This window comes from Streptomyces phaeolivaceus (assembly GCF_009184865.1).
GTDB classification, from domain to species: Bacteria; Actinomycetota; Actinomycetes; order Streptomycetales; family Streptomycetaceae; genus Streptomyces; species Streptomyces phaeolivaceus.
In genome coordinates, this window is the sequence record NZ_CP045096.1 from 4261918 (window position 1) to 4285523 (window position 23606).

Annotated in this window: 18 protein-coding genes and 3 pseudogenes; 12 read left to right on the forward strand and 9 right to left on the reverse strand. The window is 73.5% G+C overall.

The features are described 5' to 3' along the window. The first annotated feature begins 1 nt into the window (after position 1). Complete coding sequence (locus F9278_RS19925; RefSeq protein ID WP_152169576.1) at positions 2-883, forward strand: NADH-quinone oxidoreductase subunit B family protein; 882 nt, start codon at positions 2-4, stop codon at positions 881-883. Continuing rightward, positions 880-2249 (forward strand): annotated as a pseudogene (locus tag F9278_RS19930) (Ni/Fe hydrogenase subunit alpha). The gene F9278_RS19925 and the pseudogene F9278_RS19930 overlap by 4 nt, the downstream one beginning before the upstream one ends. A gap of 252 nt (positions 2250-2501) precedes the next feature. Here F9278_RS19930 and F9278_RS19935 read toward each other — a convergent pair. From F9278_RS19935 to F9278_RS19945, 3 genes are all read right to left on the reverse strand, one after another. Beyond that, positions 2502-3428: a pyridoxamine 5'-phosphate oxidase family protein gene (locus F9278_RS19935; protein ID WP_152169577.1), complete on the reverse strand. Its 927-nt coding sequence runs from the start codon at positions 3426-3428 to the stop codon at positions 2502-2504. Between the two features lie 182 nt (positions 3429-3610). Continuing rightward, positions 3611-3934 (reverse strand): DUF1876 domain-containing protein, encoded by a 324-nt coding sequence (locus tag F9278_RS19940; RefSeq protein WP_152169578.1) that lies wholly within the window; start codon positions 3932-3934, stop codon positions 3611-3613. Then, complete coding sequence (locus tag F9278_RS19945; protein ID WP_152169579.1) at positions 3934-5337, reverse strand: nicotinate phosphoribosyltransferase; 1404 nt, start codon at positions 5335-5337, stop codon at positions 3934-3936. Before F9278_RS19945 ends, F9278_RS19940 begins: the two co-directional genes overlap by 1 nt. 411 nt (positions 5338-5748) lie before the next feature. Here F9278_RS19945 and F9278_RS19950 point away from each other — a divergent pair. The 5 genes and pseudogenes from F9278_RS19950 (at position 5749) to F9278_RS19970 (ending at position 12527) form a co-directional block, all read left to right on the forward strand. After that, positions 5749-6624 (forward strand): annotated as a pseudogene (locus tag F9278_RS19950) (universal stress protein). After that, positions 6617-8179 carry a bifunctional aminoglycoside phosphotransferase/ATP-binding protein gene (locus F9278_RS19955; RefSeq protein WP_193241553.1) on the forward strand — a complete coding sequence of 521 codons (1563 nt, stop codon included), beginning with the start codon at positions 6617-6619 and terminating at the stop codon, positions 8177-8179. The pseudogene F9278_RS19950 and the gene F9278_RS19955 overlap by 8 nt, the downstream one beginning before the upstream one ends. A gap of 449 nt (positions 8180-8628) precedes the next feature. Continuing rightward, positions 8629-11223, forward strand: coding sequence for a bifunctional acetate--CoA ligase family protein/GNAT family N-acetyltransferase (locus F9278_RS19960; RefSeq protein ID WP_226967309.1), 2595 nt, complete (start codon positions 8629-8631; stop codon positions 11221-11223). A gap of 30 nt (positions 11224-11253) precedes the next feature. Then, positions 11254-11987, forward strand: a pseudogene (locus F9278_RS19965) (CBS domain-containing protein). Positions 11988-12029: 42 nt separating this feature from the next. Then, positions 12030-12527: a flavodoxin domain-containing protein gene (locus F9278_RS19970; RefSeq protein ID WP_152173971.1), complete on the forward strand. Its 498-nt coding sequence runs from the start codon at positions 12030-12032 to the stop codon at positions 12525-12527. A gap of 69 nt (positions 12528-12596) precedes the next feature. On the opposite strand, the gene F9278_RS19975 is transcribed toward F9278_RS19970, so the two are convergent. The 3 genes from F9278_RS19975 to F9278_RS19985 all read right to left on the reverse strand — a co-directional run bounded on the left by F9278_RS19975 (position 12597) and on the right by F9278_RS19985 (position 14426). Next, positions 12597-13301 carry a universal stress protein gene (locus F9278_RS19975; RefSeq protein WP_152169581.1) on the reverse strand — a complete coding sequence of 235 codons (705 nt, stop codon included), beginning with the start codon at positions 13299-13301 and terminating at the stop codon, positions 12597-12599. A gap of 41 nt (positions 13302-13342) precedes the next feature. Next, positions 13343-13924 (reverse strand): Rv1733c family protein, encoded by a 582-nt coding sequence (locus F9278_RS19980; protein WP_152169582.1) that lies wholly within the window; start codon positions 13922-13924, stop codon positions 13343-13345. A 133-nt stretch (positions 13925-14057) separates the two neighbouring features. After that, the gene (locus F9278_RS19985) at positions 14058-14426 is read right to left on the reverse strand and encodes an STAS domain-containing protein (protein ID WP_152169583.1); all 369 of its coding nucleotides are present in this window, start codon (positions 14424-14426) and stop codon (positions 14058-14060) included. Between the two features lie 284 nt (positions 14427-14710). Between F9278_RS19985 and F9278_RS19990 the strand changes: the two genes are divergently transcribed. The 4 genes from F9278_RS19990 to F9278_RS20005 all read left to right on the forward strand — a co-directional run bounded on the left by F9278_RS19990 (position 14711) and on the right by F9278_RS20005 (position 17599). Then, on the forward strand, positions 14711-15781 hold the full coding sequence (locus tag F9278_RS19990) for a zinc-dependent alcohol dehydrogenase family protein (protein WP_152169584.1): 1071 nt from the start codon (positions 14711-14713) through the stop codon (positions 15779-15781). Between the two features lie 22 nt (positions 15782-15803). Then, positions 15804-16061, forward strand: coding sequence for a pyridoxamine 5'-phosphate oxidase family protein (locus F9278_RS19995; protein ID WP_404818926.1), 258 nt, complete (start codon positions 15804-15806; stop codon positions 16059-16061). Between the two features lie 54 nt (positions 16062-16115). Then, positions 16116-16559, forward strand: coding sequence for a pyridoxamine 5'-phosphate oxidase family protein (locus F9278_RS20000; protein ID WP_152169586.1), 444 nt, complete (start codon positions 16116-16118; stop codon positions 16557-16559). Between the two features lie 191 nt (positions 16560-16750). Beyond that, positions 16751-17599, forward strand: a complete 849-nt coding sequence (locus tag F9278_RS20005; protein WP_152169587.1) for a universal stress protein — start codon at positions 16751-16753, stop codon at positions 17597-17599. Positions 17600-17655: 56 nt separating this feature from the next. Here the strand turns inward: F9278_RS20005 and F9278_RS20010 are convergent, their stop codons facing one another. From F9278_RS20010 to ppdK, 3 genes are all read right to left on the reverse strand, one after another. Then, a complete protein-coding gene (locus F9278_RS20010) occupies positions 17656-18117 on the reverse strand; it encodes a pyridoxamine 5'-phosphate oxidase family protein (protein ID WP_152169588.1) in 462 nt (153 codons plus the stop codon). A 199-nt stretch (positions 18118-18316) separates the two neighbouring features. Further along, a complete protein-coding gene (locus F9278_RS20015) occupies positions 18317-18763 on the reverse strand; it encodes a hypothetical protein (RefSeq protein ID WP_152169589.1) in 447 nt (148 codons plus the stop codon). A 50-nt stretch (positions 18764-18813) separates the two neighbouring features. Further along, positions 18814-21486: a pyruvate, phosphate dikinase gene (ppdK, locus tag F9278_RS20020; RefSeq protein WP_152169590.1), complete on the reverse strand. Its 2673-nt coding sequence runs from the start codon at positions 21484-21486 to the stop codon at positions 18814-18816. 294 nt (positions 21487-21780) lie between these two features. On the opposite strand from ppdK, the gene F9278_RS20025 reads away from it, so the two are divergent. Next, on the forward strand, positions 21781-23517 hold the full coding sequence (locus tag F9278_RS20025; RefSeq protein ID WP_152169591.1) for a sensor histidine kinase: 1737 nt from the start codon (positions 21781-21783) through the stop codon (positions 23515-23517). Positions 23518-23606 lie beyond the last annotated feature (89 nt).

Genomic DNA, 23606 nt, shown 5'->3' on the forward strand with positions numbered 1-23606 from the left:
CATGAGCGACCGGAACGAACCGGGAGACCCGAGCGCCCTGAGGCACCCGAGCGAGCCGAGGCACCTGGGCGCCGGCACCGCACGGCCCACCCGTCCGCGGCTCGGCGTGTTCAAGTTCGCCTCGTGCGACGGCTGCCAGCTCACCCTCCTCGACTGCGAGGACGAACTGCTCGCCGTCGCCGCCGAGTTGGAGATCGCACACTTCCCGGAGGCGTCCGGCGAGGTCGCGCCGGGCCCGTACGACCTGTCGCTCGTCGAGGGGTCGGTCAGCACCCCCGAGCACCTGGAACGCGTCCACCGCATCCGCGCCGACTCCCGCCACCTCGTCACCATCGGCGCCTGCGCCACCGCCGGAGGCGTCCAGGCGCTGCGCAACTACGCCGACGCAGAGGAGTACCTGGCAGCGGTCTACGCCCGCCCCGACTACATCGAGACCCTCGCGACCTCGACACCGATCTCGGCACACGTACCCGTCGACTTCGAGCTGCGCGGCTGCCCCATCGACCGCGGCCAGCTCGTGGAGGTCATCACCGCGTTCCTCGCCGGACGCAAGCCCGGCATTCCGAACCACGCCGTCTGCTTCGCCTGCAAGCGGCGCGGCAACGTGTGCGTCACCGTCGCCCACGGCACACCCTGCCTCGGCCCCGTCACCCACGCGGGCTGCGGAGCCCTCTGCCCGACCTACGGGCGCGGCTGCTACGGCTGCTTCGGACCGGCCGGGACCACGAACCTGCCCGCGCTCGTCCCGCTCATGCACCGTGACGGGATGAGCGAGGAGGACATCGGCAGGCTGCTGCACACCTTCAACGTCACCGCCTTCACCGCCGTGGAGGGGCAAGGGCCCCGCGAGGAGCCTCCAGGGGAAGGGGAGGGCCCCGCATGAGCAAGCCCGTGCCCGGGTCACGGGTCCTGCGCATCCCCGCGCTCACCCGTGTCGAGGGCGAGACCGCGCTGCACCTGCGCGTCCACGACGGCACCGTCACCGAGGCCCGGCTCAGCATCTACGAACCGCCGCGGTTCTTCGAAGCCTTCCTGCGGGGCCGCGCCCACACCGAACCCCCCGACCTCACCTCCCGCATCTGCGGCATCTGCCCGGTCGCCTACCAACTGAGCGCCTGCCGGGCCGTCGAGGACGCCTGCGGGGTCGGCGTCGACGGCCAACTCGCCGCCCTGCGCCGCCTGCTGTACTGCGGCGAGTGGATCGAGAGCCAGACGCTGCACATCCACCTGCTGCACGCACCGGACTTCCTCGGCCACGACGACGTGATCGGCATGTCCCGGGACCATCCGGCGCACGTCGAGCGCGGACTGCGCCTCAAGCAGGCCGGCAACGCGGTGGTCGAACTGCTCGGGGGACGCGCGATCCACCCGGTCAACGTCCGGCTCGGCGGCTTCCACCGCACCCCGACCCGCACCGAACTCCGCCCCCTGGCGGAGCGGCTGCGGACCGCCCTCGACGACGCCTGGGACACCGTGCGCTGGGTCGCGGGCTTCGAGTTCCCCGACGCCGAGTGCGAGGCCGACCTGCTCGCCCTCGCCGAGACGGGCACGTACGCCATCGAGTCCGGCACCCCGACCGTGCTCCCGTACGACGAGACGCTCGCGGCACACAGTTTCCCCGTCCGGGACTTCTCCGATCACGTCGCGGAGGAGCAGGTCCCCCACTCCACCGCGCTCCACTCCGCCTGGACGGACGCCGTCAGCTCACCGGCTCCCTCGCCCGCTATGCCGTCAACGGCCACCTGCTGTCCCCCCTGGCCGTCCAGGCGGCGCGGGAGGCCGGGCTGGGCGAACCCCCGCTGCGCGCGGGGGCGGCGGGCGCCGGGCGGGGCGAGGTCTGCAGGAACCCCTACCGGAGCATCCTCGTCCGCGCCGTGGAGGTTCTGTACGCGGTGGAGGAGGCCCTGAGGATCATCGCCGCGTACGAGCAACCGGCGCGCCCGTACGTGGAGGTGCCGCCCCGGGCCGGCGTGGGACACGGCGCCACGGAGGCGCCACGCGGCCTGCTCCACCACCGCTACGCCTTCGACGACACGGGCCGGGTCACCGACGCCCGCATCGTCCCGCCCACCGCGCAGAACCAGGGCGCCATCGAGGAGGACCTGCGCAGGCTGGTCCAGGCGGGGCTCGACCGGGGCGAGGCTTCCGAAGCCGAGCTCACTCGGCTGTGCGAGCGTGCCGTCCGCAACCACGACCCGTGCATCTCGTGCTCGGCCCACTTCCTGGAGCTGAACATCGAACGCACCTGAGACCTTGGTCATCGGCTGTCGGACGCCCCCTCGGCCACGACCGGTGGCGGGCTGACCGACGCGGGAGCCGGAGTCCGTGAGCGGGAGTCGCACAGCAGCATGCGGACCGGCCGAGCCTCCGGGTCGGCGCGCGGGCGCGGTGGTGCAGGGCTCCGCGGGGCCGCGCCGACACATCGGCGACGCCTCGCTGATCCTGACACGCCTCGTGCCCGGGTATAACCGCCTGGCGTTCCCGCCAGGTGCCAGGTCGCCTCACTCTCGTTCCGAAGTGATACGGCGCCCCGTGATGCGCGTGGGCTGCACCTGCACCCACATCTCGCGACCGCCCCCGGCCCATGGCTCGCTGTGGGCGCGGTCGGAGAGCTCCCGCACCACGTCGGGCTCGGTGACCACCCGCGCGGAGCCGACGACGAGCACGCTCCAGCCCTTGCTCATGGCCTCGTCGACATGGTCGACCTCGAAGGCGACCTCGGTGCCCACGGCTGCCGCCGGGACCGAGTCCGGCGCGGTCCGGAAGACGATCGTGCCGTCGACGACGTCGTAGTTCACCGGAACCACAGCCGGGGCGTGCTCCGTCGACACCGCCACGCGTCCCACGCCGTGCGTGGAGAGCAGGGCGCGGCACTCGTCGGGGTCGAGGTCCCGCAGCCGGGGGTGCAGGAGTGCCTGGCCCTGTCCGGGAGGGAGATCCGCGGTGCCGCCACGCAGCGCGACGACTGTGGTGCCCAGCGCGTCGGCCAGGTTGATGAGGGTGGCGGTGGTCGGGTTGGCCGGTTGCTCTTCGAGGTACGCCAGATATCCCGGCGCCAGCCTGGCGCGGCGTGCCGTCTCCTCCCGGGTCAGGCCCCGGTGGGTGCGTTCGGCGGCGACGCGGCGGCCGATGTCACCGGGGCGAGGGGCTGGAGATGGGGCTCCGTGGGACTCGGCCGCTGTCCGCGCGTCGGCCCGGTCCATGCGTGGCCCGGCAGCCGTGTGCGTGTCGCCGGACTCGGGTTCGATGTGGCGGACGTGTGCGTCCGGCCCGGGAAAGACGAGGGTCACCTCTTCGTTGTCCGACCAGCGCACATCGTAGGGAGGAGTCCCGTCCTCGTGGTGAAGTCCGATGATCTCGCCGTCACGCTTGGTGACGCCGGTGGTGGGGCTCTCGATCACAAGGTGGTCGCCGAGTTGAGCTCGCATGATCGCCGCCCTTTCCTCAGAAGGCTGCCGTAACCCAACGTGCCACGCGCGGCATGCCGCCGCTTCGGGCGAACACAGGTGGGCCCGGATCTCCGGATGCGGGTGTGCGGGTCCTCGAGTTCGCGGAAGGTGTCCCACACCGTGAGGGAACCCCCTCCACGACGGACAGGCCGCGTAACCGCTCATCCTCCTCGCGTCTGGTCCGGCATCGGCCAGCCGGTCTCCGGTCCGGTCCGCGGACGGATGCTCCGCCCGGTCGCCGCCGTCTCCATGCCCTCGATGTCACGTTCGGCGATGTCCACCAGCCGCCGGCCCAGGTCGTACAGGGCCCTGCCCGCCGCCAGTTCGTCACCGATCTCCGGCACGTCCGTGTCCGCGGGGTTGCGGTGCGCGGCCCCGCGCCCGGTGAGCTGCGAGGTCCCCGTGTCGAGTACCACGCGTGCCTTGGTCGTTCCCTCCTCCTCGAAGAGGAGGAGACGAGCCTTCCATTCCACGGTATGCGACATCACTGTCCTCCTCGTCTCGGTACGGAGCGCGGTGATCCGGTGGCGCCCCGCTCGTGGCGGCGGGAGTCGGCTGACGGGGCCAGGACGTCGTCCTCGATGTGCCGCCGGACCCGGTCGGTGAGGGTGGTCAGTCGACCGGAGAGCGCCGCCCGTGGCGCGAGGGGCGCCCTGACGCGGCGCGCCGCCAGCGGCAGTCTCGTCATGTCCTCGGCGAACCGGGTCCGGCTCTCCTCCAGGGTGGGACGCTCGGCGGTGCGCGTTCCGTCGCGCATCACCGTCTCCAGCACCGGCACGCCGTCCGTCGGCGGCGGTTCGTCCCGAACTCCGATCACGTCCGCGTATCCGGGGCGGCGGAACACCTGCTTGGGCCCGGGAGCGGTCATCTTGGCCGAGGAGAGCTTCATCACCGGCCTGCCGTCGTACTCGACCATCTTGTAGGCGGAGTCCAGGAACGGGGCGTCGGCCGAGACCCCGACACGGGTGCCGACGGCGTAGACGTCGATCGGCGCGCCGGAGCGGACCAGGTCGTCCACGGCGTACTCGTCGAGACCGCCGCTGGCGATGATCCGTGCATCCGGCAGCCCGGCCGCGTCGAGAAGGGAGCGTGTCCTGCGGGCCAGGACCTCCAGGTCGCCGCTGTCGAGCCGTACGGCCGAGCCGGGCCCGCGCTCCAGGTCCCGCAGCACGCGGGCGGCTACGCGGACTCCCTCCTCGGTGTCGTAGGTGTCCACTAGGAGCGTCAGCGGGCCGGGGTGGGACCGGGCGAAGGCCCTGAACGCCTCCTCCTCGGTCGTGAACGCCTCGATGTACGAGTGGGCCATCGTGCCGACGGCCGTCAGCCCATCGGCGGTGGCCGCGGCGACGTTGCTCGTCCCCGCGAAGCCGACCATGGCACTCAGCCGGGCGGCGTGGCAGCCGGCCTCGGGGCCGTGGGTGCGCCGCAGCGAGAAGTCCACGACCGGGTGTCCCGCCGCGGCCAGGACGCACCGTGCGGCCTTCGACGCGATCACCGTCTGGTGGCTCACCTGGTTGAGCACGTACGTCTCGACCAGCTGGGCCTGCGGGAGCGGAGCGGTCACCTCAAGCAGCGGCTCTCCCGCGAGAACGATCCGCCCCTCCGGCACCGCCCGCACCGTTCCGGTGAACTCCATGCCCAGCAGCGGTGCCAGATCCCGTGGCTGCCGGTGCAGTGCCGAGGCGAAGGCGTCGACATCCTCGGCGCCGACCCGGAAACCGGACAGGAAGTCCAGCGACGACTCCAGGCCGGCGGCCACCAGGAAGCCCCGCTCGGGCGGCAGGTCGCGGACGAACAGGCTGAACGTCGCCGGGCGGGTCATCCGCTCGCGCAGGTACGACATCGCCATCGTGACCTCGTACAGGTCGGTGACCGTCGCATCGGACATCCGGTGTCGCCTCCTCCACGCGGGCCAGGCAGTCGGCCCGTCACCCGCGGAACCACGCGGACCGCACAGGCCCCGCCCGGTCCCGTTCGGCGGGCCGACGGCGCCGCGTGCACGACAAGGCACCGGCACCCCGTGCCGGACCGCCTCGTCCGCCGCCCGGTCCACCACCTCAAGGCTCGCCTCGGGCCCGTCGACGCCGACCACCACGGGACCCGCCGACGGTTCCCACTCCTCCTTGTCCCGGACATCCCGCCCGAGCGAGGGCCCGACTCACGGACCGCATGCGCCGCGACCGGAACTGCGGTACTCCTCGATGGAGAGCCACCGTGATCCGCCCGGCCGGCGTCGGTGTGGGCGGCGGTGACCACGTCCACGGCCCTTCCAGCTTCGTACGAGACGGAGGCAGCCGCCATGCAACGAGCCCTCACCGTCGGTCTCGACGGCTCACCCGAGAGCCTCGCCGCAGCCCGCTGGGCCACCGACGAGGCGGAGCGGCGCAACCTCACGCTGCGCCTGCTGCACGCGTGGCCCCCGCTGGTCCCCGAACCGACCCGGGTCCCCTCGGAGGTCGACCAGAACTACTGGGCGAGACGGCTCGTGCACAACGCCCGGGCGGAACTCCAGTCGAGCCACCCGGGCCTCACCGTCCTCGGCAACCTGGTCGCCGACGATGCCCAGCACGCACTCCTCCAGGCGGCGGAGGAGTCCGAAATGGTCGTGCTCGGCTCACGGGGTCTGACGCAGATGGAGAGCTACTTCCTCGGCGACATCAGCATGTCCGTCGTGGCACACGCCGAATAGCCGACGGTCCTGGTGCGTGCCGAGCGGCGCGACGGGGAGAGCGCTCCCGAAGCGGGCCGGACGCGGGGCGTGGTGGTGGCCCTGAAGCTGCACGAGCCCTCCGACGACCTGCTCGAATTCGCCTTCACCACCGCCGCCGCACGGGGCGCGCCTCTCCAGGCCGTGCACAGCCGGGCGGTGCCGCTCCACGCCTACACCCCGTGGGGGGTGGACCACGCCGTCACCCATGAGGCCAGGCAGGAGGCACGGCACGACCTGGATCAGGCCCTGAGCCCCTGGCACGAGAAGTTCCCGGGCGTGGCCGTGACCGACACCGTCCTCCTCGACAGTCCCGCGAGGGCCGTTGTGACAGCCGCCAAGGGCGCCGGACTACTGATCGTGGGACGGCGCCGGCACCACCGCACCCTGGCCCCGCGTCTGGGCCCCGTGGTCCACGCCGCGGTCCACCACGCGCGGTGCCCCGTCGCCGTCGTCCCCCATGGCTGAGCGGGGCGGTCACCGGCGGTCCGCGGCGTCGGTACGGCGGGCCGGGGCCCCCGACAGCGGGCCGTTCCGGCGCGCCGAGGTGTGTGAGACCCACACCGCGGTCGTGCTCTTCGTCGGGGACCGTGCCTACAAGCTCAAGAAGCCGCTCGACCTGACGTTCCTGGACCACACCACGGTGGCCGCCCGGCGCGCGGCCTGCGAGCGGGAAGTGCTCCTCAACCGCCGCTTCGCCCCCGACGTCTACCTCGGCGTCGGCGAGTTCCACGGCCCGGACACGGACGAACCCGAACCCGTCGTGGTGATGCGTCGCATGCCCGCCGACCGCCGCCTTTCCCTCCTCGTCCGGGAGGGCGCCCCCGTCGACGACGCCCTGCGGGCCGTCGCCCGGCTGCTCGCGGCGCATCACGCGAGCGCGCCGCGCGGCCGGGACATCGACGAACAGGGGACACGCGACGCGCTGCTGTCGCGCTGGGAGGCGAGCTTCGCCCAGGTCCGCGCCCTGTCCGACGACGGCACCGCCCCCGAGGGGGTGGAGGAGACCGAGCGCCTGGTGCGCCGCTATCTCGCCGGGCGCGAGCCGCTGTTCGCGACGCGGATCGAGCAGAGGCGGGTGGTCGACGGCCACGGAGACCTCCTCGCCGAGGACGTCTTCTGCCTCGACGACGGCCCGCGCGTCCTGGACTGCCTGGAGTTCGACGACCACCTGCGCTACGTCGACGGCCTCGACGACGCCGCCTTCCTCGCCATGGACCTGGAACAACTGGGCGCGCCGGAGGCCGCGGCGTCCTTCCTCGCCGCGTACGGGGAGTACTCCGGCGATCCGGCACCGCCCTCACTGCGCCACCACTACGTCGCCTACCGCGCGTTCGTCCGCGCCAAGGTCTCGCTCGTCCAGGCACACCAGGGCGCCCCCGGCACGGCGGCGGCAGCCCGCCGGCTGATCACGACCACCCTTCGCCACCTGCGTGTCTCCGCGGTCGGTGTGACCCTCGTCGGCGGGCTCCCGGGCAGCGGGAAGTCCACCCTGTCCGGCGCGCTCGCCGACCGCATGGGCGTCACGCTGCTCAGCAGCGACCGCCTCCGCAAGGAACTCGCGGGCATCCCCGCCGAGCAGTCCGCTGCCGCCGCCTACGGCGAGGGCCTGTACGGGCCCGAATGGACCGGAAGGACGTACGCGGCGCTCCTCGGCCGCGCGTCAAGCCTGCTGTCCCGGGGTGAGTCCGTCGTCCTGGACGCCACCTGGCGTGACCCCACACAGCGTGAAGCCGCCCTGAGCATGGCCGAACGCGCGCACGCCGACCTCGTCGCCCTGCACTGCCACGCTCCCGGCGACGTGACGACCACCCGTCTCGCCGCACGCGCGCCCGGCATGTCCGACGCGGGCCCCGATGTGGCCACCGCCATGGCCGCTTCGGCGACACCCTGGCCCGAGGCCGTCGGCGTCGACACAGGCAGCTCCCTGGAGGCCGCGGTCCTCCAGGCACTGGCCGCCATCCGCCCGCACGCGGACAGCGGGGCTCCCGTCTTCCGGCGTCCCTACATGGAACCGGACTGAACAGGGGAACCCCGGACTGCTACGGAGATCGCGGCTGCCGAGGGACCCTGGCTTGCGGAAGCCGTGGCTGCGCCGAATCCGCGGCCACGGTGGTGTGAAGAGAACAGGCACCGTGCCGGCCGCTGTGGGCCGTGGCCGGGCGCCCGGTGATCGATCCGCCACGGCTGGGCGCGGCAGGTGCCGAGGCACGGCCTACGGAGGCTGACAGGGTCGGCCGGCGCGGAACCGGGGCCGAGCGGCCCCCGGTCCACCCCGGACAGCCCATGGGCACCCTCGCCGATCCGCTGGATGCTCGAAGCGCTAGGACAGGCCGAAGGAGAGCCAGATGACGGACGCGACGCTCGACCGCCCCCCCCCCGGTACACGCCCTGCTCGCGGACGGCACCACCGTGTGCATCCGCCCGGTGGTGCCGGGTGACCACGACCAGGTGGAGGGCCTGTACGAGGAGATGTCCGCGGAGAACCTGCGCCTGAGGTTCTTCGCCGCGAGCCGGCGGTCCGCCACCATGGCCGCCGACCGGGCCTGCGGCACCAGGCGTCCCGGATACCGGGCCCTGCTGGCCGAGGCCCAGGGTCAGGTGATCGGACTCGCCGAGTACGACACCGGCAGCAGCGACAGCGACAGCTGTGACGGCAGCAGCGAGGCGGAGATTTCCATCGCCGTCGCGGACGGGCTGCACCACCGGGGCGTGGGCACCCTGCTCGTCGAGCACCTGATCTCGGCGGCGCGCGCGGAGGGCGTGACGGCCTTCACCGCCGACGCGCTGAGCGAGAACCACGAGGTGCTGCGGCTCTTCGCCGACCTCGGCCTGCGCACCGCCCGGCGCTTCGAGGGCCCGGAGGTGCGCTGCACCATCCGGCTCGCCGAGGACGACACCTACCTGTCGGCCGTGGAGGCCCGGGGCCGGGCGGCCGACGTGGCCAGTCTGCGACCTCTGCTACGGCCGGACGCCGTCGCGGTCGTCGGCGCCGGGCGCAGGCCCGGTTCGGTCGGCCGGGCGATCCTGCACCATCTGCGCGAGGGCGGCTACACCGGGCGCCTGTTCGCGGTGAACCCGGCCGCGCACTCGATCCTCTCGGTGCCCTGCCACCCCTCCGTCAGCGCCCTGCCCAGGACGCCCGACCTGGCGGTGCTCGCCGTCCCCGCCACGGCCGTCCCGGCCACCGCCGAGGAGTGCGGCAAGGCGGGCGTGCGGGCCCTGCTCGTGGTGACCGCCGGTCTCGACGCCGGCCAGGCACGGGACCTGCTCGCCGCCTGCCGCACCCACGGCATGCGCCTGGTCGGCCCGAACTGCCTAGGCATCGCCCACACCGACCCGGCCCTGCGCCTCGACGCCAGCTTCGCCGCCGGCCATCCGCGCCCCGGCAGCGCGGGCGTCGCCGTGCAGTCCGGCGGCATCGGTATCGCCCTGCTCGACGGGCTGTCCCGTCTCGGCATCGGCGTCTCCTCCTTCGCCTCCCTGGGCGACAAGTACGACGTCAGCGGCAACGACCTGCTCCAGTGGTGGGAGAGCGACGGCCGCACCGAACTCGCCCTGCTGCACCTGGAGTCCTTCGGCAACCCGCGCGCCTTCTCCCGAACGGCCCGCCGGGTGGCCCGCCGGATGCCGGTGCTGACCGTCGACGCGGGCCGCACCGACGCGGGCCGCCGCACCGACGCCTCGCACACCGCCGCCGCGGCGACCCGAACCATGACCCGGCAGGCCCTGTTCACCCAGGCGGGCGTCACCGCGACCCGCTCGGTCGGTGAACTCCTGGAGACCGCCGCCCTGTTGCACGCCCAGCCGCTGCCCGCCGGGTCCCGGGTCGCCATCCTCACCAACGCGGGCGGCGCGGGCGTCCTCGCGGCCGACGCCTGCGCCGAGGCCGGGCTCGCCCTGCCGCCGTTCACGCCCTCGACCGTCGACGACCTGCGAGCCGTACTGCCCGAGGGCGCCGCGACCGGCAACCCGGTCGACGCCACCGCCGCCGTGAGCGAGGAACAGCTCGGCGCGTGCGTGGAGCGGCTCATGCGCTGTCCGGACATTGATGCGGTGCTGGTGGCTCTGGTTCCCACGGCGGTCGCCGAGGCGACCGGCGACGACCTGGTGCGGGCGGTGACGCGGGCGCCCGCGCACCGGCCGAAGCCCGTCACCGTCGTACGCCTGGAGCAGGACCGGTCCGTCGAGCTGCTGCCCGCCGACGGCGGCGGGACGATCCCCACGTACGCCGAACCGCAGGCGGCTGCACGGGCGTTGGCGCACGCCGCCGACCGCGCGGCCTGGCTCGCCCGGCCCGCCGGTACCGTCCCCGACCTCGACGGCGTCGAGACGGAGCGGGCCCGCAGGGCGGTCGAGGAGTACCTGGCCGCCAACCCCGACGGCGGCTGGCTCGACCCGCGCACCTGCGCCGCGCTGCTCGCCTGCTACGGCATCCCGCAGCTCCCGTGGGCCTGGGCAGAGACGGAGGATGACGCCGTGCTGGCCGCCGACCGGCTGCGCGGCTTCGACGGCCGGGTGGTCATGAAGGCCCACTGGCCGGGCCTGGTGCACAAGACCGCCGAGCACGCGGTCCACCTCGATCTGCGGGGCGACTCCCAGGTGCGGGCGGCGTTCCAGGACCTTCGGACACGGTTCGCCGGGCTGATGACCGGAGTGGTCGTCCAGCCCCTGGCCCCGCGCGGCACCGAACTGTTCGCGGGTGTGGTGCAGGACGAGGTCTTCGGGCCGCTCGTCCTGTTCGGGCTCGGCGGCACCGCCACCGAGGTGCTCGCCGACCACGCGGCCCGGCTCGCCCCGCTCACCGACCACGACGTGCACGGCCTGATCACCTCCCCGCGCTGCGCCCCGCTCCTGTTCGGCGCGCACGGCAGCCCGCCCGTCGACCTCGAAGCCCTGGAACAACTGCTGGCACGGCTGTCCCGGATGGCCGCGGACCTGCCGCAGCTCGCCGAGGCCGACTTCAACCCGGTGCTCGCGGCACCCGGCCGGGTCACCGTGCTCGACGCACGGATCCGGCTGCTGCCACGCCGCCCGCACGACCCCTATCTGCGCCGACTGCGCTGATCGCACCGATCCTTCGAGGAGGCAAGAGCCATGAAGCACGACAAGGTCGGCTCCGTGATGACCAGTGAGGTCGTCCGGGCCACGTACGGCACCCCGTTCAAGGAGGTGGCACGGTTGCTGGCCGACCACCGCATCAGCGGACTCCCGGTGGTCGACGAGGACGCGACAAGGTCGTCGGCGTCATTTCCGAGACGGACCTGATGGTCCGCCAGGCGGCGACCCCCGACCCCCTCGACCCGCCGCGCCGCCGGCGTCTGGCCGACCTGACCCGAGGCGCCCGGCGGCAGGCCGCCAAGGCCCATGCCCGGACCGCCGGACAGCTGATGACCAAGCCCCCGGTCACCGTGCACGCCGACGACTCGATCGTCGAGGCCGCCCGCACCATGGCCGGGCGGCGCGTCGAGCGGCTGCCGGTGCTCGACGAGGCGGACCGGCTGGTGGGCATCGTCACCCGCCGCGACCTGCTCCAGGTCTTCCTGCGGCCCGACGAGGAGATCCGCGACGTGGTCGTCCAGGAGGTGCTCGTGCGCGCCCTGTGGATACCGCCCCGCAGCATCGACGTCTCCGTGACCGACGGGGTCGTCACGCTCAGCGGGCAGATGGAACGCAAGAGCGAGACGGAGATCGCCGTCTCGATGGTCCGGCAGATCGACGGTGTGGTCGGCGTGGTCGACCGGCTCACCTGGCACGTGGAGGACGACCGGCTGCGCCCCGACGAACCGGCCGTGCACGGCGTGGCCGACGACTGGCTGCGCCGACGGTGAGCACAGACCCCTGAGGAGAGGAGGCGGACCGCCATGACCACCATGACCGGCAAGGTGCTGGTCGCCTACGGGACGACCAACGGATCCACCGCGGAGATCGCCGAGGCCGTCGCCGACGTGCTTCGCAAGGCGGGGCTCACGGCGGAGGCGGCCCCGGCCGCGTCCGTCAGGGACATCACCCCGTACGACGCCGTCGTGGTCGGCGGCGCCCTGTACGCGGGGCGCTGGCACAGGGACGCCCGCCGCTTCGTCCACCGCCACCGCCGGGCCCTCGCCGAACGCCCGCTGTGGCTGTTCAGCAGTGGCCCGCTCGGCGCCGAGGCGGTCGGGCGGGACATCCCGCCCGTGCCGGGCGTGAAGAAGGCCGTGATCCGGCTGGACGCCCGCGAGCACGTCACCTTCGGCGGCTGCCTGGAGGAGGGGGCGAAGGGATGGGTGGCCCGAATGATCCTGCGCTCGGGGAAGGGCGGGGACTTCCGGGACTTCACCGTCATCGAGGAGTGGGCGGGGCGGGTGGCCGCCGAGCTGATCCGACGGTGAGGTGAGTGGCGAGCGGGGCGGGGGCGGTCCTGGAACAGGACCGCCCCCCGTGACGTGCGTGGCGTACCGCTATGAGGGCACCACGGCGACGGGGCACAGGGACCCGCGTACGAGCCCGCGCGCGACCGCGCCGGGCCTGCCCCGCTCCCTTCGGCCCACGACCAGCAGCCCGGCACGCGCGGACCGCCGTACGAGTGCCTGGAGGGGCGTGAGCAGCCGGACGTCCGCCAGCACCGCCACCTCCGGGTACTTCTCCCGCCAGGGCCGCAGCGCGTCGGACAGCAACTGCACCTCGTGGTCCTCCCAGGCGGCACGGTCCTCCTCCGGTATCCCGAAGGGCAGTTCGGCGGCGCAGGAGGGGAACCGCCAGGCGTGCACGGCACGCAGCCGTACGCCCCAGCGCCGGGCGGTGTCGAAGGCGAAGCCGACCGCTCCGGCCGCGGGGCCGTGGGCGTCCAGGCCGAGCACCACCTCCGCGAGGACGGGTTCCCCGGACTCCTCGGGGACCAGGACGACGGGACAGGGCGAACCGGCCACGGTGTCCAGGTCCCGCACGCCGGCCACGACCAGCTCCGCCGTCGCGGGGACCGCAGGCGTCAAGTGACGGCTCACCCGGAGCGGCAGCCCGCGCCGGGTCGCTTCCCAGGAGGCCCAGCGAACGGCCGCCCGGCAGGGGACCGAGCGGCCGACGTGGACGACGACGGCGCGTCCGGGGGCCGGTGGCGCGGCGGACCGCTCGGGGTGCGCCGCAGGGTGTGCCGGGGTGCTGTTCATGGCGATACCTCCTCTGGGGTTTCGTGCGGAGGCCGGGGGCCTCAGCCGGTGCGGTGCCCCCACTTCGGGCCGATCAGGTCCCACTCCCGGTCCCAGCCCGCCATGCGCCGCTGGTCGAGCCGCCAGCGGGCGAGCGCGCCCACGGCGTACACGCCGCCGACGAGGGACATCCCCGCGAAGCCGCCCATCACGGCTCCCTCGACGGCGGCCTCCGTGGCACTCGGCGGCTCGGTGACCAGCGTGCCCCGGCCGTCCTGCCAGACGACGAGGTGGGTTCCGGACTTCAGGCCGGTGTCGACCAGGGTGCGGTCGGTGCGGCTGGAGCCGTCGGGGGTGGTCCAGCGGACCTTGGCCAGTGTCTTGTCGCCGGAGGACCACTTGCCCACCGTGGGTTTCGGTACGTCGGCGACGAGGACGGCGTTCACGGGGTGCCGCTGCGCGCGCTGCTGGTCGAGGGTCGCCTCGGTGGCGTGTGCCGCGACCAGGCCGACCGTGGTGCCTCCCACGACGGCGACTGTCCATACGGCCGCCACGACCCAGCCCTCGACGATGTCGTCGCGCCGGCGCAGCGGGTTGCTCCGCAAACGCCAGAACCGCTTCCTCATCGGCTTTCCACGTCCCATGGCTCCGCACCTCCTCCGGTCGTTCGTCACCCTTCGAAGGTGGCAGTCCCGCCGGGGGCCGGACACGGGCCGACCAGGTGCTGTCGTGGGGCCGACCGGGACCTGTTCGCGACGGGGCAGGGGGCCGAACGGCCTAGATCACAACGGGACTTGGCAGAGCATCGGACAGGCGGGGCTGCATCTCGAAGACCCCACCGAGCCCGGCGGCACGAACGACGCGCGAGAAGCTGTCACCGTCGGCGACCAGCCGCAGTCGTCCGGCTCGGTCCAGAACGCGGTTGCGGGCCCGGCACAGGGCTCCGAGGCCGGCACAGTCGATGAAGGACACGGACGTCAGGTCGACCACCAGGTCGGGGTGCGCGCCACGGGTCAGCGAGTCGAGGAGAGCCGTCAGCGGGACCGCCGTCGCGAGGTCGATCTCGCCGGTCGGTGTCACGACGGTCGTTCCGGCGACGGTACGGACCGTGTGGGGCGGCAGGGACCTCGTGAGGTTGTCGGACATGGTCAGATCCAAGCCGTGTCGGCGGACCGTCCGGAAGGGCCGAACGGTCCCCTTCGTCCCGGTCCGGTGGTCCCTGGCTCCCCCTGAGCGGCCAGCCATGTCCCCGCTCCCGTCCGGCCGGAGACAAGGGCCCGACCGGCCCAAGCGGCACGCACGCACGAGGGCCAGGCTGGACATGCGGGGCGATTCCGGCGTGAGGGCGCCACCGGTCCCCTACCGGCCGCCGTCACCTCGCCACCGGGCCCCCGAGCCCCGCAACGCAACCGACTGGGGTGAGGAGCGTCATGAAAGCCTTCGTGTTCCACGGTCCCGGACAGTCCGCCTGGGAAGACGTCCCGGACCCGGCCGTCAAAGAGCCCACCGACGCCGTCGTACGCGTCGACTCGGTCACCATCTGCGGCACGGACCTGCACATCCTCAAGGGCGACGTGCCCGAGGTGCGCCCAGGTACCGTGCTCGGCCACGAGGCGGTCGGCGAGATCGTAGAGGTCGGCGGCGACGTGCGGACGGTGCGTCCCGGGGACCGGGTCCTGGTCTCCTGCATCACCGCCTGCGGGCGCTGCGCCTACTGCCGTCAGGGCGGCTACGGCCAGTGCCGGGGCGGCGGGGGCTGGATCCTCGGCCACCTGATCGACGGCACCCAGGCCGAGTACGTCCGCGTGCCGTACGCGGACCTGTCCGTGCACCCGCTGCCCGCCGCCATGGACAGTGCCGACGCCGTCCTGCTGGCCGACATCTTCCCCACTTCCTACGAGGTGGGCGTCCTCAACGGCCACGTCCGCCCCGGAGACACCGTCGTCGTGGTCGGCGCCGGGCCCATCGGGCTCGCCGCGATCAGCACGGCCCGGCTGTTCTCCCCCGAGCGGATCGTCGCCGTCGACCTGGCCCCGGCCCGGCTGGAGGCCGCCCGCGAGTTCGGCGCCGACGCCGTGGCCGACGCCCGCGAGGCCCCCGAGCAACTGGTCGCCGACCTCACCGACGGGCTCGGCGCGGACGTCGTCATCGAGGCCGTCGGCGTCCCGGAGAGCTTCGAACTGTGCACCCGCGTGGTCCGCCCCGGCGGCCACGTCGCCAACGTCGGCGTACACGGCGCCCCCGCGACCCTGCACCTCGAAGACCTGTGGATCAGGAACATCACCATCACCACCGGCCTGGTCGACACCTACTCCACCCCGACCCTGCTGCGCATGGCCGCCGCCGGCCGCCTGCCCACCTCGCGGCTGGTCACCCACACCTTCCCGCTCGACCGGATGGAAGAGGCGTACGACGTCTTCGGCCGCGCCGCCGACACCGGCGCCCTCAAGGTCGTCCTCGGCGGAGAACGTCACGACGTCGTGGCCGCGAGCGCGGCCTGAAGAAGGCAGGGAGATGACGGTCATGACCGAACGGACACCCGCCGACGACGGGACTACGACGGCGGAGCGCCCCCGGGGCGACCTGGGCCGCCGCGTCGACGACGCCCTCAGCTCCGGCTGGAGCGTACTCGTACGCGGAAGCGCGCGGACCGTGACCGACCCCGACGAGAGGCGTCGGCTCGACGGCCAGGTCCACAGCGGCCCCTGGGCCGGCGGTGGCCGCGACCTGTGGATGCGGGTCGAGCCGGACACGGTCACCGGTCGCCGGATCAGTGTGTGACCCGGCGCCGCCACACCCCACCCACGCGAAGAGACGACAAGAGACGAGCAGCCGATGTACGCCAACGACGGGTTCCGCGAACTCGACCGAGACGAGTGTCTGCGGCTGCTGGCGCGCGCGCCCATCGGCCGTGTCGTCCACACCCGCCGGGCCCTGCCCGCGGTGCTGCCGGTCAACTTCGCCCTGGACGAGGGGGGAGTGGTGGTGCTGCGCACCTCGGCGGCCTCGGAGCTGGCGCGCGCCGTCGACGGCGCGGTCGTCGCCTTCGAGGCCGACGCCGTCGACGCGGCCCGGCACTCCGGCTGGAGCGTCGTCGTCACCGGCACCGCCACCGTCGTCACCGATCCGGCGGTCCACACCCGTCTGGCCCGCACGGGCCCGCGTTCCTGGGCACCCGCGCCCGAGGAGGTCTTCGTCCGCATCGAGCCCGAGCTGGTGACCGGACGCGAACTCGTCGGCGGGCGCAGCCTGTACGGCTGCCTGGACGTCGGGGCCTGAAGCCCGCCGCCCGGCACACGGCTGTGCCGCACCTGCGCCTGCACTTGCACCAGGGCCCGAACGGCCCTTCCCCCGCAGGCCGTTCGGCGTCCCGGCCGGTACCCACGGCACCTGCACGCCACCACGGCGGGCGACGAGCATCGCGGTGAAGGCACCCGGTACGGACAGGACGAGGAGAAGGGAAGCAGATCATGACTCAGCAACACGTCGTCGCCGGAGTGGACGGCTCACTGGTCTCCATACGGGCGTTGGACCAAGCCGCGAGCGAGGCGGCCAGGTGCGGCGCGGTACTGCGTGTGCTGTACGCCGTGCCCGACCGCGACGAGGCGGGACCGGTCCTAGCCTCCGCCGCCGCGCGGGTACGGGAACGCCATCCCCACCTGCCGGTGGAGACCCACGCCGTGGAGGGCGACGCCGTACGGGCGCTGGCGCGGGAGAGCGCGGACGCGGTGCTCACCGTCGTCGGCACCCGGGGCCTCGGGGGCCTCGCCGGGTTCGTGCTCGGCGCAGTGAGCACGCGGCTCGCCGCCCGTACGCGCGGCCCGCTGATGGTCGTACGCGGCGACTGCCCGCGCGGCGACCACTCGGATGACGACCGCTGCCGAGACGTACTGCTCGGCCTGGCGGACGACACCGACACGGAGGCCGCCGACTACGCCCTCCGGGAGGCCGAGACCCGTGGTGCGCGGCTGCGCGTGCTGCACTCCTGGACACACCGGCACACCACGCCCGAACCTCCCTCACCGATCCCGGCGACGAGCCCCGGGCAGCGGCGGCAGGCCGCGCTGTACCGCGCCGAGGAGGCCGTGCCCCGGTTCGCCCTGGCCGGGATGCGGGAACTTCACCCTGGGGTGGAGGTGGAGGCCCGCACGGTCCGCACCGCGCCCGCGCACGCCCTGGTGGAGGCGACCCGGGACGCCGCCGTCGTGGTCGTCGGATCCCACCGGCCCGGCGGCCGGCACGGCGGACACCCGGGACCGGTCACCCACGCCCTGCTGCACGGCGCGCACTGCCCCGTGGTCATCGTCCCCGGCGGGTGAACGGCCACCACCCCGGTTCCGCTCTCCTCGGTTCACCTCGGGCGGCCGGACACGGTTCACGCCGTGTCCGGCCGCCCGTCCGTCGTGAGCAGGACGCCGGTGACCAGGTCCGGCCGGATCCGGACGGCCCGGTCCATGCTCTGCTCGACCCACGGCCGCAACATCCGCTCGTAGCGGGCGAGTTCCCCGGGGTCGGTCACCAGCCGGGCGTACCCCGTCACCACCACACTCCAGCCGAGATGCGTCTCCGGGTCGATGGCGTCGGCCTCGTAGGCGACGACGACACCCGGGCCGCTGTTCCCTTGCGCATGCGAGGTCAGCGCGGCGGTCTCGTGGGTGCGGATGACGATGTCTCCGCCGTCCAGGATGTGGTTGACCGGGCGGACGGTCGGCAGGGCGTGCCGGGTGAAGACGATCCGGCCCAGCGACACGCTGCCCAGCAGCCGCAGCGCCTCGGCGCTGTCGAGTTCGACACGGCGGTGGGGTGCTGCGGCTGCTGGGCTGTCGTCGTGGGCCATCGGAACTTCCGTGTGGGTGCGTAGGGTGTGTCGCTGTCGTCTCGGGCCGGCGGTGGGTCGCGGACCTCTGCGGATGGGGGCTGCCGGGCTACGAACAGGAGCGGCACCGCGGGGGCCGGTGCCGCTCCTGCTTCCACTGTCGTCCGGGGCACAGCCCGTCCCAAGGGCCGATGGGCCCTGATGACGGTCCGGTCGGCCCTTATGCCGCCGGAGAAGATCCCTCGGCGGACGAGGGACCGTCGGCGGGCAAAAGACCATGGCCTTCCCCCGCCGCTCCACCGCGCCACGGCGGCGGCCCCGCCGTCCTGCGGGCCGACTCCGCCCGATGCGCGGATCGCTCCACCTGCGCCCGCAGCCGGTCCTCCAGCCGGTCAGCGAGCGCGAGCGCGTCCGCCTCGCGGGCATGGACGACGACGTGCTGGTCGCCCACCTGGACCGATGCCAGGGCCGCCCACGGCAGCGCGACGTGGTGCGCGGTGTCCCTCACGATCGTCACCCGGCCGCTCACGGCCGGCAGCCCCGGCCGGGCGAGGACCGCGCCGGTCTTGGCCCGGAGGTGGGTGAGCGTCTCGTCGTCCACGTCGCCGTCCGTGCGGAACCGGACGGCGGCGAGCACGTCCTGGGTGCCCAGGTCTGTGTCGGTCATGTGCCTTGCTCCTCTTGGTGGTTGTTCCGTCTGTGCGGGGTGCCGGGCTCTCACCGGCTGTCGCTCCCCTCGGTCCCGGCCAGCGCCGCCCGCCCCGCCTCCAGCCGCGCCACCGGCACCCGGAAGGGCGAGCAGGACACGTAGTCCAGCCGGGCTGTGTGGAAGAAGTGCACGGAGGCCGGGTCGCCGCCGTGTTCGCCGCAGACGCCGATCTTCAGACCGGGCCGGGTGGCGCGGCCCTCGTCGACGGCGATGCGGACCAGGCGGCCCACTCCGTCGCGGTCGAGGGTCTCGAACGGCGAGGCGGGGAAGACGCCCTTGTCGAGGTAGGCGGAGAAGAACGCCGCCTCGACGTCGTCGCGGGAGAAGCCCCAGGTGGTCTGGGTGAGGTCGTTGGTGCCGAAGGAGAAGAACTCCGCCTCCTCGGCGATCCTGCCGGCGGTGAGGGCGGCGCGGGGCAGCTCGATCATCGTGCCGACCGGGCAGCGCACGGGAACGCCGGACTCCTCGGACACCTCGGCGAGGACCCGCTCGACCTCCGCCCGCTCGATCCGCAGCTCCTCGACCGCGCCAACCAGCGGCACCATGATCTCGGCCTCCGGGGAGCCTCCGGCCCGGGTGCGGGCCACGACGGCCTCGGCGACGGCCCGTACCTGCATGGCGACCAGTCCCGGTATCACCAAGCCCAGGCGCACGCCGCGCAGGCCGAGCATCGGGTTCTCCTCGTGCATGCGGTTGACCGCATCGAGCAACTCGACGTCGTGCGCGTCCGGTTGCTCGGCCGTGGCGACGCGTACGGCGAGTTCGGTGCGGTCGGGCAGGAACTCGTGCAGCGGCGGGTCGATGAGCCGGATGGTGACGGGCAGGCCGTCCATCGCCTCCAGGATGCCGGTGAAGTCCGCCCGCTGGAGCGGCAGCAGGGCAGCCAGCGCCCGCTCCCGTTCCGTGTCGTCTCCGGCCAGGATCATCTCCTCGACCAGCTTGCGGCGCTCGCCGAGGAACATGTGCTCGGTACGGCACAGTCCGATGCCCTGGGCGCCGAAGCGGCGGGCGCGGGCCGCGTCCTCCGGGGTGTCGGCGTTGGCCCGCACCTCCAACCGCCGTACGGAGTCGGCGTGTTCGAGCGCACGGGCCACGGTGTCGACCACGCCCGCCGATCGCTCTCCCCCGCGCTCCAGGAACCGCATGACGGCCGAGTCGGCCAGCGGCACGGCCCCCGGGTACACCGCGCCGGCGGAACCGTCCACGGAGATCACGGTGCCCTCCTCGATGACGACACCGCCGCGCGTGGTGAACCGCCGCTCCTCCACGGTGAGTTCCTCGGCCCCGCACACGCAGACCTTGCCCATGCCCCGGGCCACCACGGCCGCGTGGCTGGTCTTGCCGCCCCGGCTGGTGAGCACGGCCTGGGCAGCGATCATGCCGGGCAGGTCGTCGGGGGTGGTCTCCTGGCGGACCAGGACCACCTTCTCCCCGGCGGCAGCCCGCCGTACCGCCTCCGCCGAGTCGAACACCGCCGCGCCGACCGCCGCGCCCGGCGAGGCGGGGATGCCGTGGGCGAGCGCCGCACCGGCCGCGGAGGTGTCGAAGGCCGGGAACATCAGCCGGGCCAGCCCGTCGCCGTCGACCCGCGCGAGGGCCTCGTTCGTGGTGATCAGCCCCTCGTCGGTGAGCTGGGCGGCGATGGTGAACGCGGCCTCGGCGGTGCGCTTGCCGACCCGGGTCTGCAGCATCCACAGCCGGCCGCGCTCGATGGTGAACTCGATGTCGCACAGGTCCCGGTAGTGGGTCTCCAACGTGCGCATGTGGTCGCGGAGTTGGGCGTACGACGTCGGGTCGAACCGTTCCAGTTCGGCCAGTGGCACGGTGTTGCGGATGCCCGCGACGACATCCTCGCCCTGTGCGTTGGGCAGGTAGTCGCCGTAGAGGCCGGGGCGGCCGGTGGCCGGGTCACGGGTGAAGGCGACGCCGCTGCCGGAGTCGGCGCCCAGGTTGCCGTAGACCATGCGCTGCACGGTGACGGCGGTGCCGAGGTCGTCCGGGATGTGTTCACGGCGCCGGTAGAGGCGGGCACGTTCGCCGTTCCAGGAGTCGAAGACCGCGAGGATCGCCCGGCGCAGTTGCTCGGCGGGGGACTGCGGGAACTCCTCCCCGGTCTCGTCGCGGATCAGGCGCTTGTACGTCTCCACGAGCCAGGCCAGATCGTTCGCGTCCAGGTGGAGGTCGTCCGGGGCCTCACGGGCCTCCTTGAGGAGGGTCATGGCCTCCTCGAACAGGGCCGGGTCGACGCCCATGACCGTCGCGCCGAACATCTGCACCAGCCGGCGGTAGGAGTCCCAGGCGAACCGGTCGTTTCCCGTGGCCTTGGCCAATCCCAGCACGGAGTCGTCGTTGAGGCCGATGTCGAGAACCGTCTCCATCATTCCGGGCATCGAGAAGCGGGCCCCGGAGCGGACGGACAGCAGCAGCGGGTCGTCCCGCTGGCCCAGTCGGCGGCCGGCGCCCGCCTCGACGGCGGACAGGTGCCGGGAGACCTCCACGGTCATGCCGGGCGGCTCGGCGCCCGTGGCCAGGAAGGCCCGGCAGGCGTCCGTGGTCACGGTGAAACCCGGCGGGACCGGCAGGCCCAGCCGGGTCATCTCGGCCAGGTTCGCGCCCTTGCCGCCCAGCAGGTCGGCCATCTCCCGGCGGCCCTCGCGGAAGTCGTACACGTAACGGACCATGACGCCGTACTCCTCGGCTCGGGGCTTGGACGGACCGGTACGCCGGGGTCTTCCCGGCTCCGGCTCTCCGGTTCTCGGGTTCTCCGGTCGGACGTGCCCTCAGCTTCGGACGTCCGCGCCGCGGCCCGGCAGGTGCTGTCCGTCCCTCCCCCAGGGGCCGAACGGCCCCAGACGGTCACCGGACGGTCCGTGAACAAGGCCCGATCCCGTACCACCGCGCGCCCCGCGCCGGTAGCGTGGCCGCTGACCGGAGCGGCCGGTGTCAGCCCGCCCCGGGGAGCGGAGGAGACGCAGGTGGGAAGCCCCGAAGAGCCCCGGGAGACCCAACGGGCCCGGGTACGGCTGCCGCAGCTGCGGCTGGACGAGCTGCTGGAGGAGCTCCAGGCCCGCCTGGACGCCGCGCGCGGCACCCGGGACCGGGTGCACAGCCTGCTGGAGGCGGTGCTGTCCGTCGGCCGGGAGCTGGACCTGGAACAGGCCCTGCGGGGCATCGTGGAGGCCGCCGCGGTACTGGTCGACGCCGAGTACGCCGCGCTCGGCGTGATCGGGCCGGACGGCAAGCGACTGTCCGCCTTCCACACCGTCGGCGTCAGCGAGGAGCAGATCGCCCGGATCGGCCCCTACCCCGAGGGCCACGGCATCCTCGGCGAGCTGATCCACCACCCGGAGCCGCTGCGGCTCGCGAAGATCTCCGAACACCCGGCGTCCTACGGCTTCCCGCCCAACCACCCACCGATGAACACCTTCCTCGGCGTCCCGATCCGGGTGCGCGAGCAGGTCTTCGGCAACCTGTACCTGACCGAGAAGCGGGGCGGGGTCCAGTTCGACGAGGAGGACGTCTCGGTCACGTCGACGCTGGCCGTGGCAGCCGGGGTGGCCATCGACAACGCCCGCCTCTACGAGGAGTCCCGGCTGCGCGAGCGCTGGCTGCGGGCGAACGCCGAGATCACCCACACCCTGATGTCCGGCGGTGAGCAGGGCACGGTCCTCGCGCTGATCGCCGACCGGGCCCGGGAGATCACCGGTGCGGCGCTGGCCGTGGTCGCGGTGCCGATGGCGGACACCGGCTCACTCGTCATGGAACTCGCGGTCGGGACGGACTCCGAGGCGCACCGGGGCCTGGTGGTGCCCGGGGAGGGCACCCTGATCGGTGAGGCTTTCGCCTCCGGCACCCCCGTCACCAGCGGTGACGTGTCGCACGACGAGCGTGTGTCGCCCGAGCCCGGAGGCTTTGCCGGACTCGGCCCGGCCGTGGCGGTGCCCATCGGGACGGACCCCGGGGCGGTGAGGGGCGTCGTGCTGCTGGTCCGGGAAGCCGGCGCCACGGCGTTCTCCGGCAAGGAGATCGAACCGTTGAAGGGCTTCGCGGCGCAGGCGGCGGTCGCGATCGAGCTGGCGGAGCGGCGCGCGGACGCCGAGGAGGTGGCGGTGCTCCAGGACCGCGACCGGATCGCCCGTGACCTGCACGACCTGGCCATCCAGCGGCTCTTCGCCACGGGCATGACGCTGCAGAGCGCGGGCCGGTTCATCGAGCACGCCGAGGCGTCCGAGCGGGTGGTGCGCGCGGTGGACGACCTCGACGAGACCATCAAGATCATCAGGTCGACCATCTTCGGCCTGCGCTCGCGCGACGGGGCCGACGGGACCGGGCTGCGGGCGCGTGTGGTGCGGATCGCCGGTGAGGCGGCCCCGGTGCTGGGCTTCGCGCCCGGCGTGCGGATGGAGGGCCTGATCGACACGGACGTGCCGCGCGAGACCGCCGACCACGTCGTCGCCGTCCTCTCCGAGGCCCTCACCAACATCGCCCGCCACGCCCGTGCCGACCGCGCCGACATCGCCCTCACGGCCGGCTCCGGCCGCGTACGGCTCACCGTCACCGACAACGGCGTCGGCATCCCGGCCGACGGCCACCGCAGCGGCCTGCGCAACATGGCGGAACGGGCACAGCAGCTTGGTGGCGAGTTGGAACTGAGCAGCCCGGAGGGCGGGGGCACGGCGTTGGTGTGGTGGGTGCCCGTCGCGCCTGCCTAGCGGGGAGGGCGTTCGAGGAGGCCGACGCGACGAGGAGTATGGGCCGCTCGGCCCAAGCGCCGGTCCCCGGGATGTCCGACCCTGGAGGT

What these genes read in the sequence shown, in the direction of transcription:
- ppdK (WP_152169590.1), bottom strand. Translation starts at nt 21,486, where the DNA reads ATGGTCCGTTACGTGTACGACTTCCGCGAGGGCCGCCGGGAGATGGCC.
- F9278_RS19985 (WP_152169583.1), bottom strand. Translation starts at nt 14,426, where the DNA reads ATGTCCGACAACCTCACGAGGTCCCTGCCGCCCCACACGGTCCGTACC.
- F9278_RS19940 (WP_152169578.1), bottom strand. Translation starts at nt 3,934, where the DNA reads ATGTCGCATACCGTGGAATGGAAGGCTCGTCTCCTCCTCTTCGAGGAG.
- F9278_RS19970 (WP_152173971.1), top strand. Translation starts at nt 12,030, where the DNA reads ATGACCGGCAAGGTGCTGGTCGCCTACGGGACGACCAACGGATCCACC.
- F9278_RS19935 (WP_152169577.1), bottom strand. Translation starts at nt 3,428, where the DNA reads ATGCGAGCTCAACTCGGCGACCACCTTGTGATCGAGAGCCCCACCACC.
- F9278_RS19925 (WP_152169576.1), top strand. Translation starts at nt 2, where the DNA reads ATGAGCGACCGGAACGAACCGGGAGACCCGAGCGCCCTGAGGCACCCG.
- F9278_RS20005 (WP_152169587.1), top strand. Translation starts at nt 16,751, where the DNA reads ATGACTCAGCAACACGTCGTCGCCGGAGTGGACGGCTCACTGGTCTCC.
- F9278_RS19955 (WP_193241553.1), top strand. Translation starts at nt 6,617, where the DNA reads ATGGCTGAGCGGGGCGGTCACCGGCGGTCCGCGGCGTCGGTACGGCGG.
- F9278_RS20015 (WP_152169589.1), bottom strand. Translation starts at nt 18,763, where the DNA reads ATGACCGACACAGACCTGGGCACCCAGGACGTGCTCGCCGCCGTCCGG.
- F9278_RS20000 (WP_152169586.1), top strand. Translation starts at nt 16,116, where the DNA reads ATGTACGCCAACGACGGGTTCCGCGAACTCGACCGAGACGAGTGTCTG.
- F9278_RS19980 (WP_152169582.1), bottom strand. Translation starts at nt 13,924, where the DNA reads ATGGGACGTGGAAAGCCGATGAGGAAGCGGTTCTGGCGTTTGCGGAGC.
- F9278_RS20010 (WP_152169588.1), bottom strand. Translation starts at nt 18,117, where the DNA reads ATGGCCCACGACGACAGCCCAGCAGCCGCAGCACCCCACCGCCGTGTC.
- F9278_RS19990 (WP_152169584.1), top strand. Translation starts at nt 14,711, where the DNA reads ATGAAAGCCTTCGTGTTCCACGGTCCCGGACAGTCCGCCTGGGAAGAC.
- F9278_RS19945 (WP_152169579.1), bottom strand. Translation starts at nt 5,337, where the DNA reads ATGTCCGATGCGACGGTCACCGACCTGTACGAGGTCACGATGGCGATG.
- F9278_RS19995 (WP_404818926.1), top strand. Translation starts at nt 15,804, where the DNA reads ATGACCGAACGGACACCCGCCGACGACGGGACTACGACGGCGGAGCGC.
- F9278_RS19975 (WP_152169581.1), bottom strand. Translation starts at nt 13,301, where the DNA reads ATGAACAGCACCCCGGCACACCCTGCGGCGCACCCCGAGCGGTCCGCC.
- F9278_RS19960 (WP_226967309.1), top strand. Translation starts at nt 8,629, where the DNA reads ATGTCCGCGGAGAACCTGCGCCTGAGGTTCTTCGCCGCGAGCCGGCGG.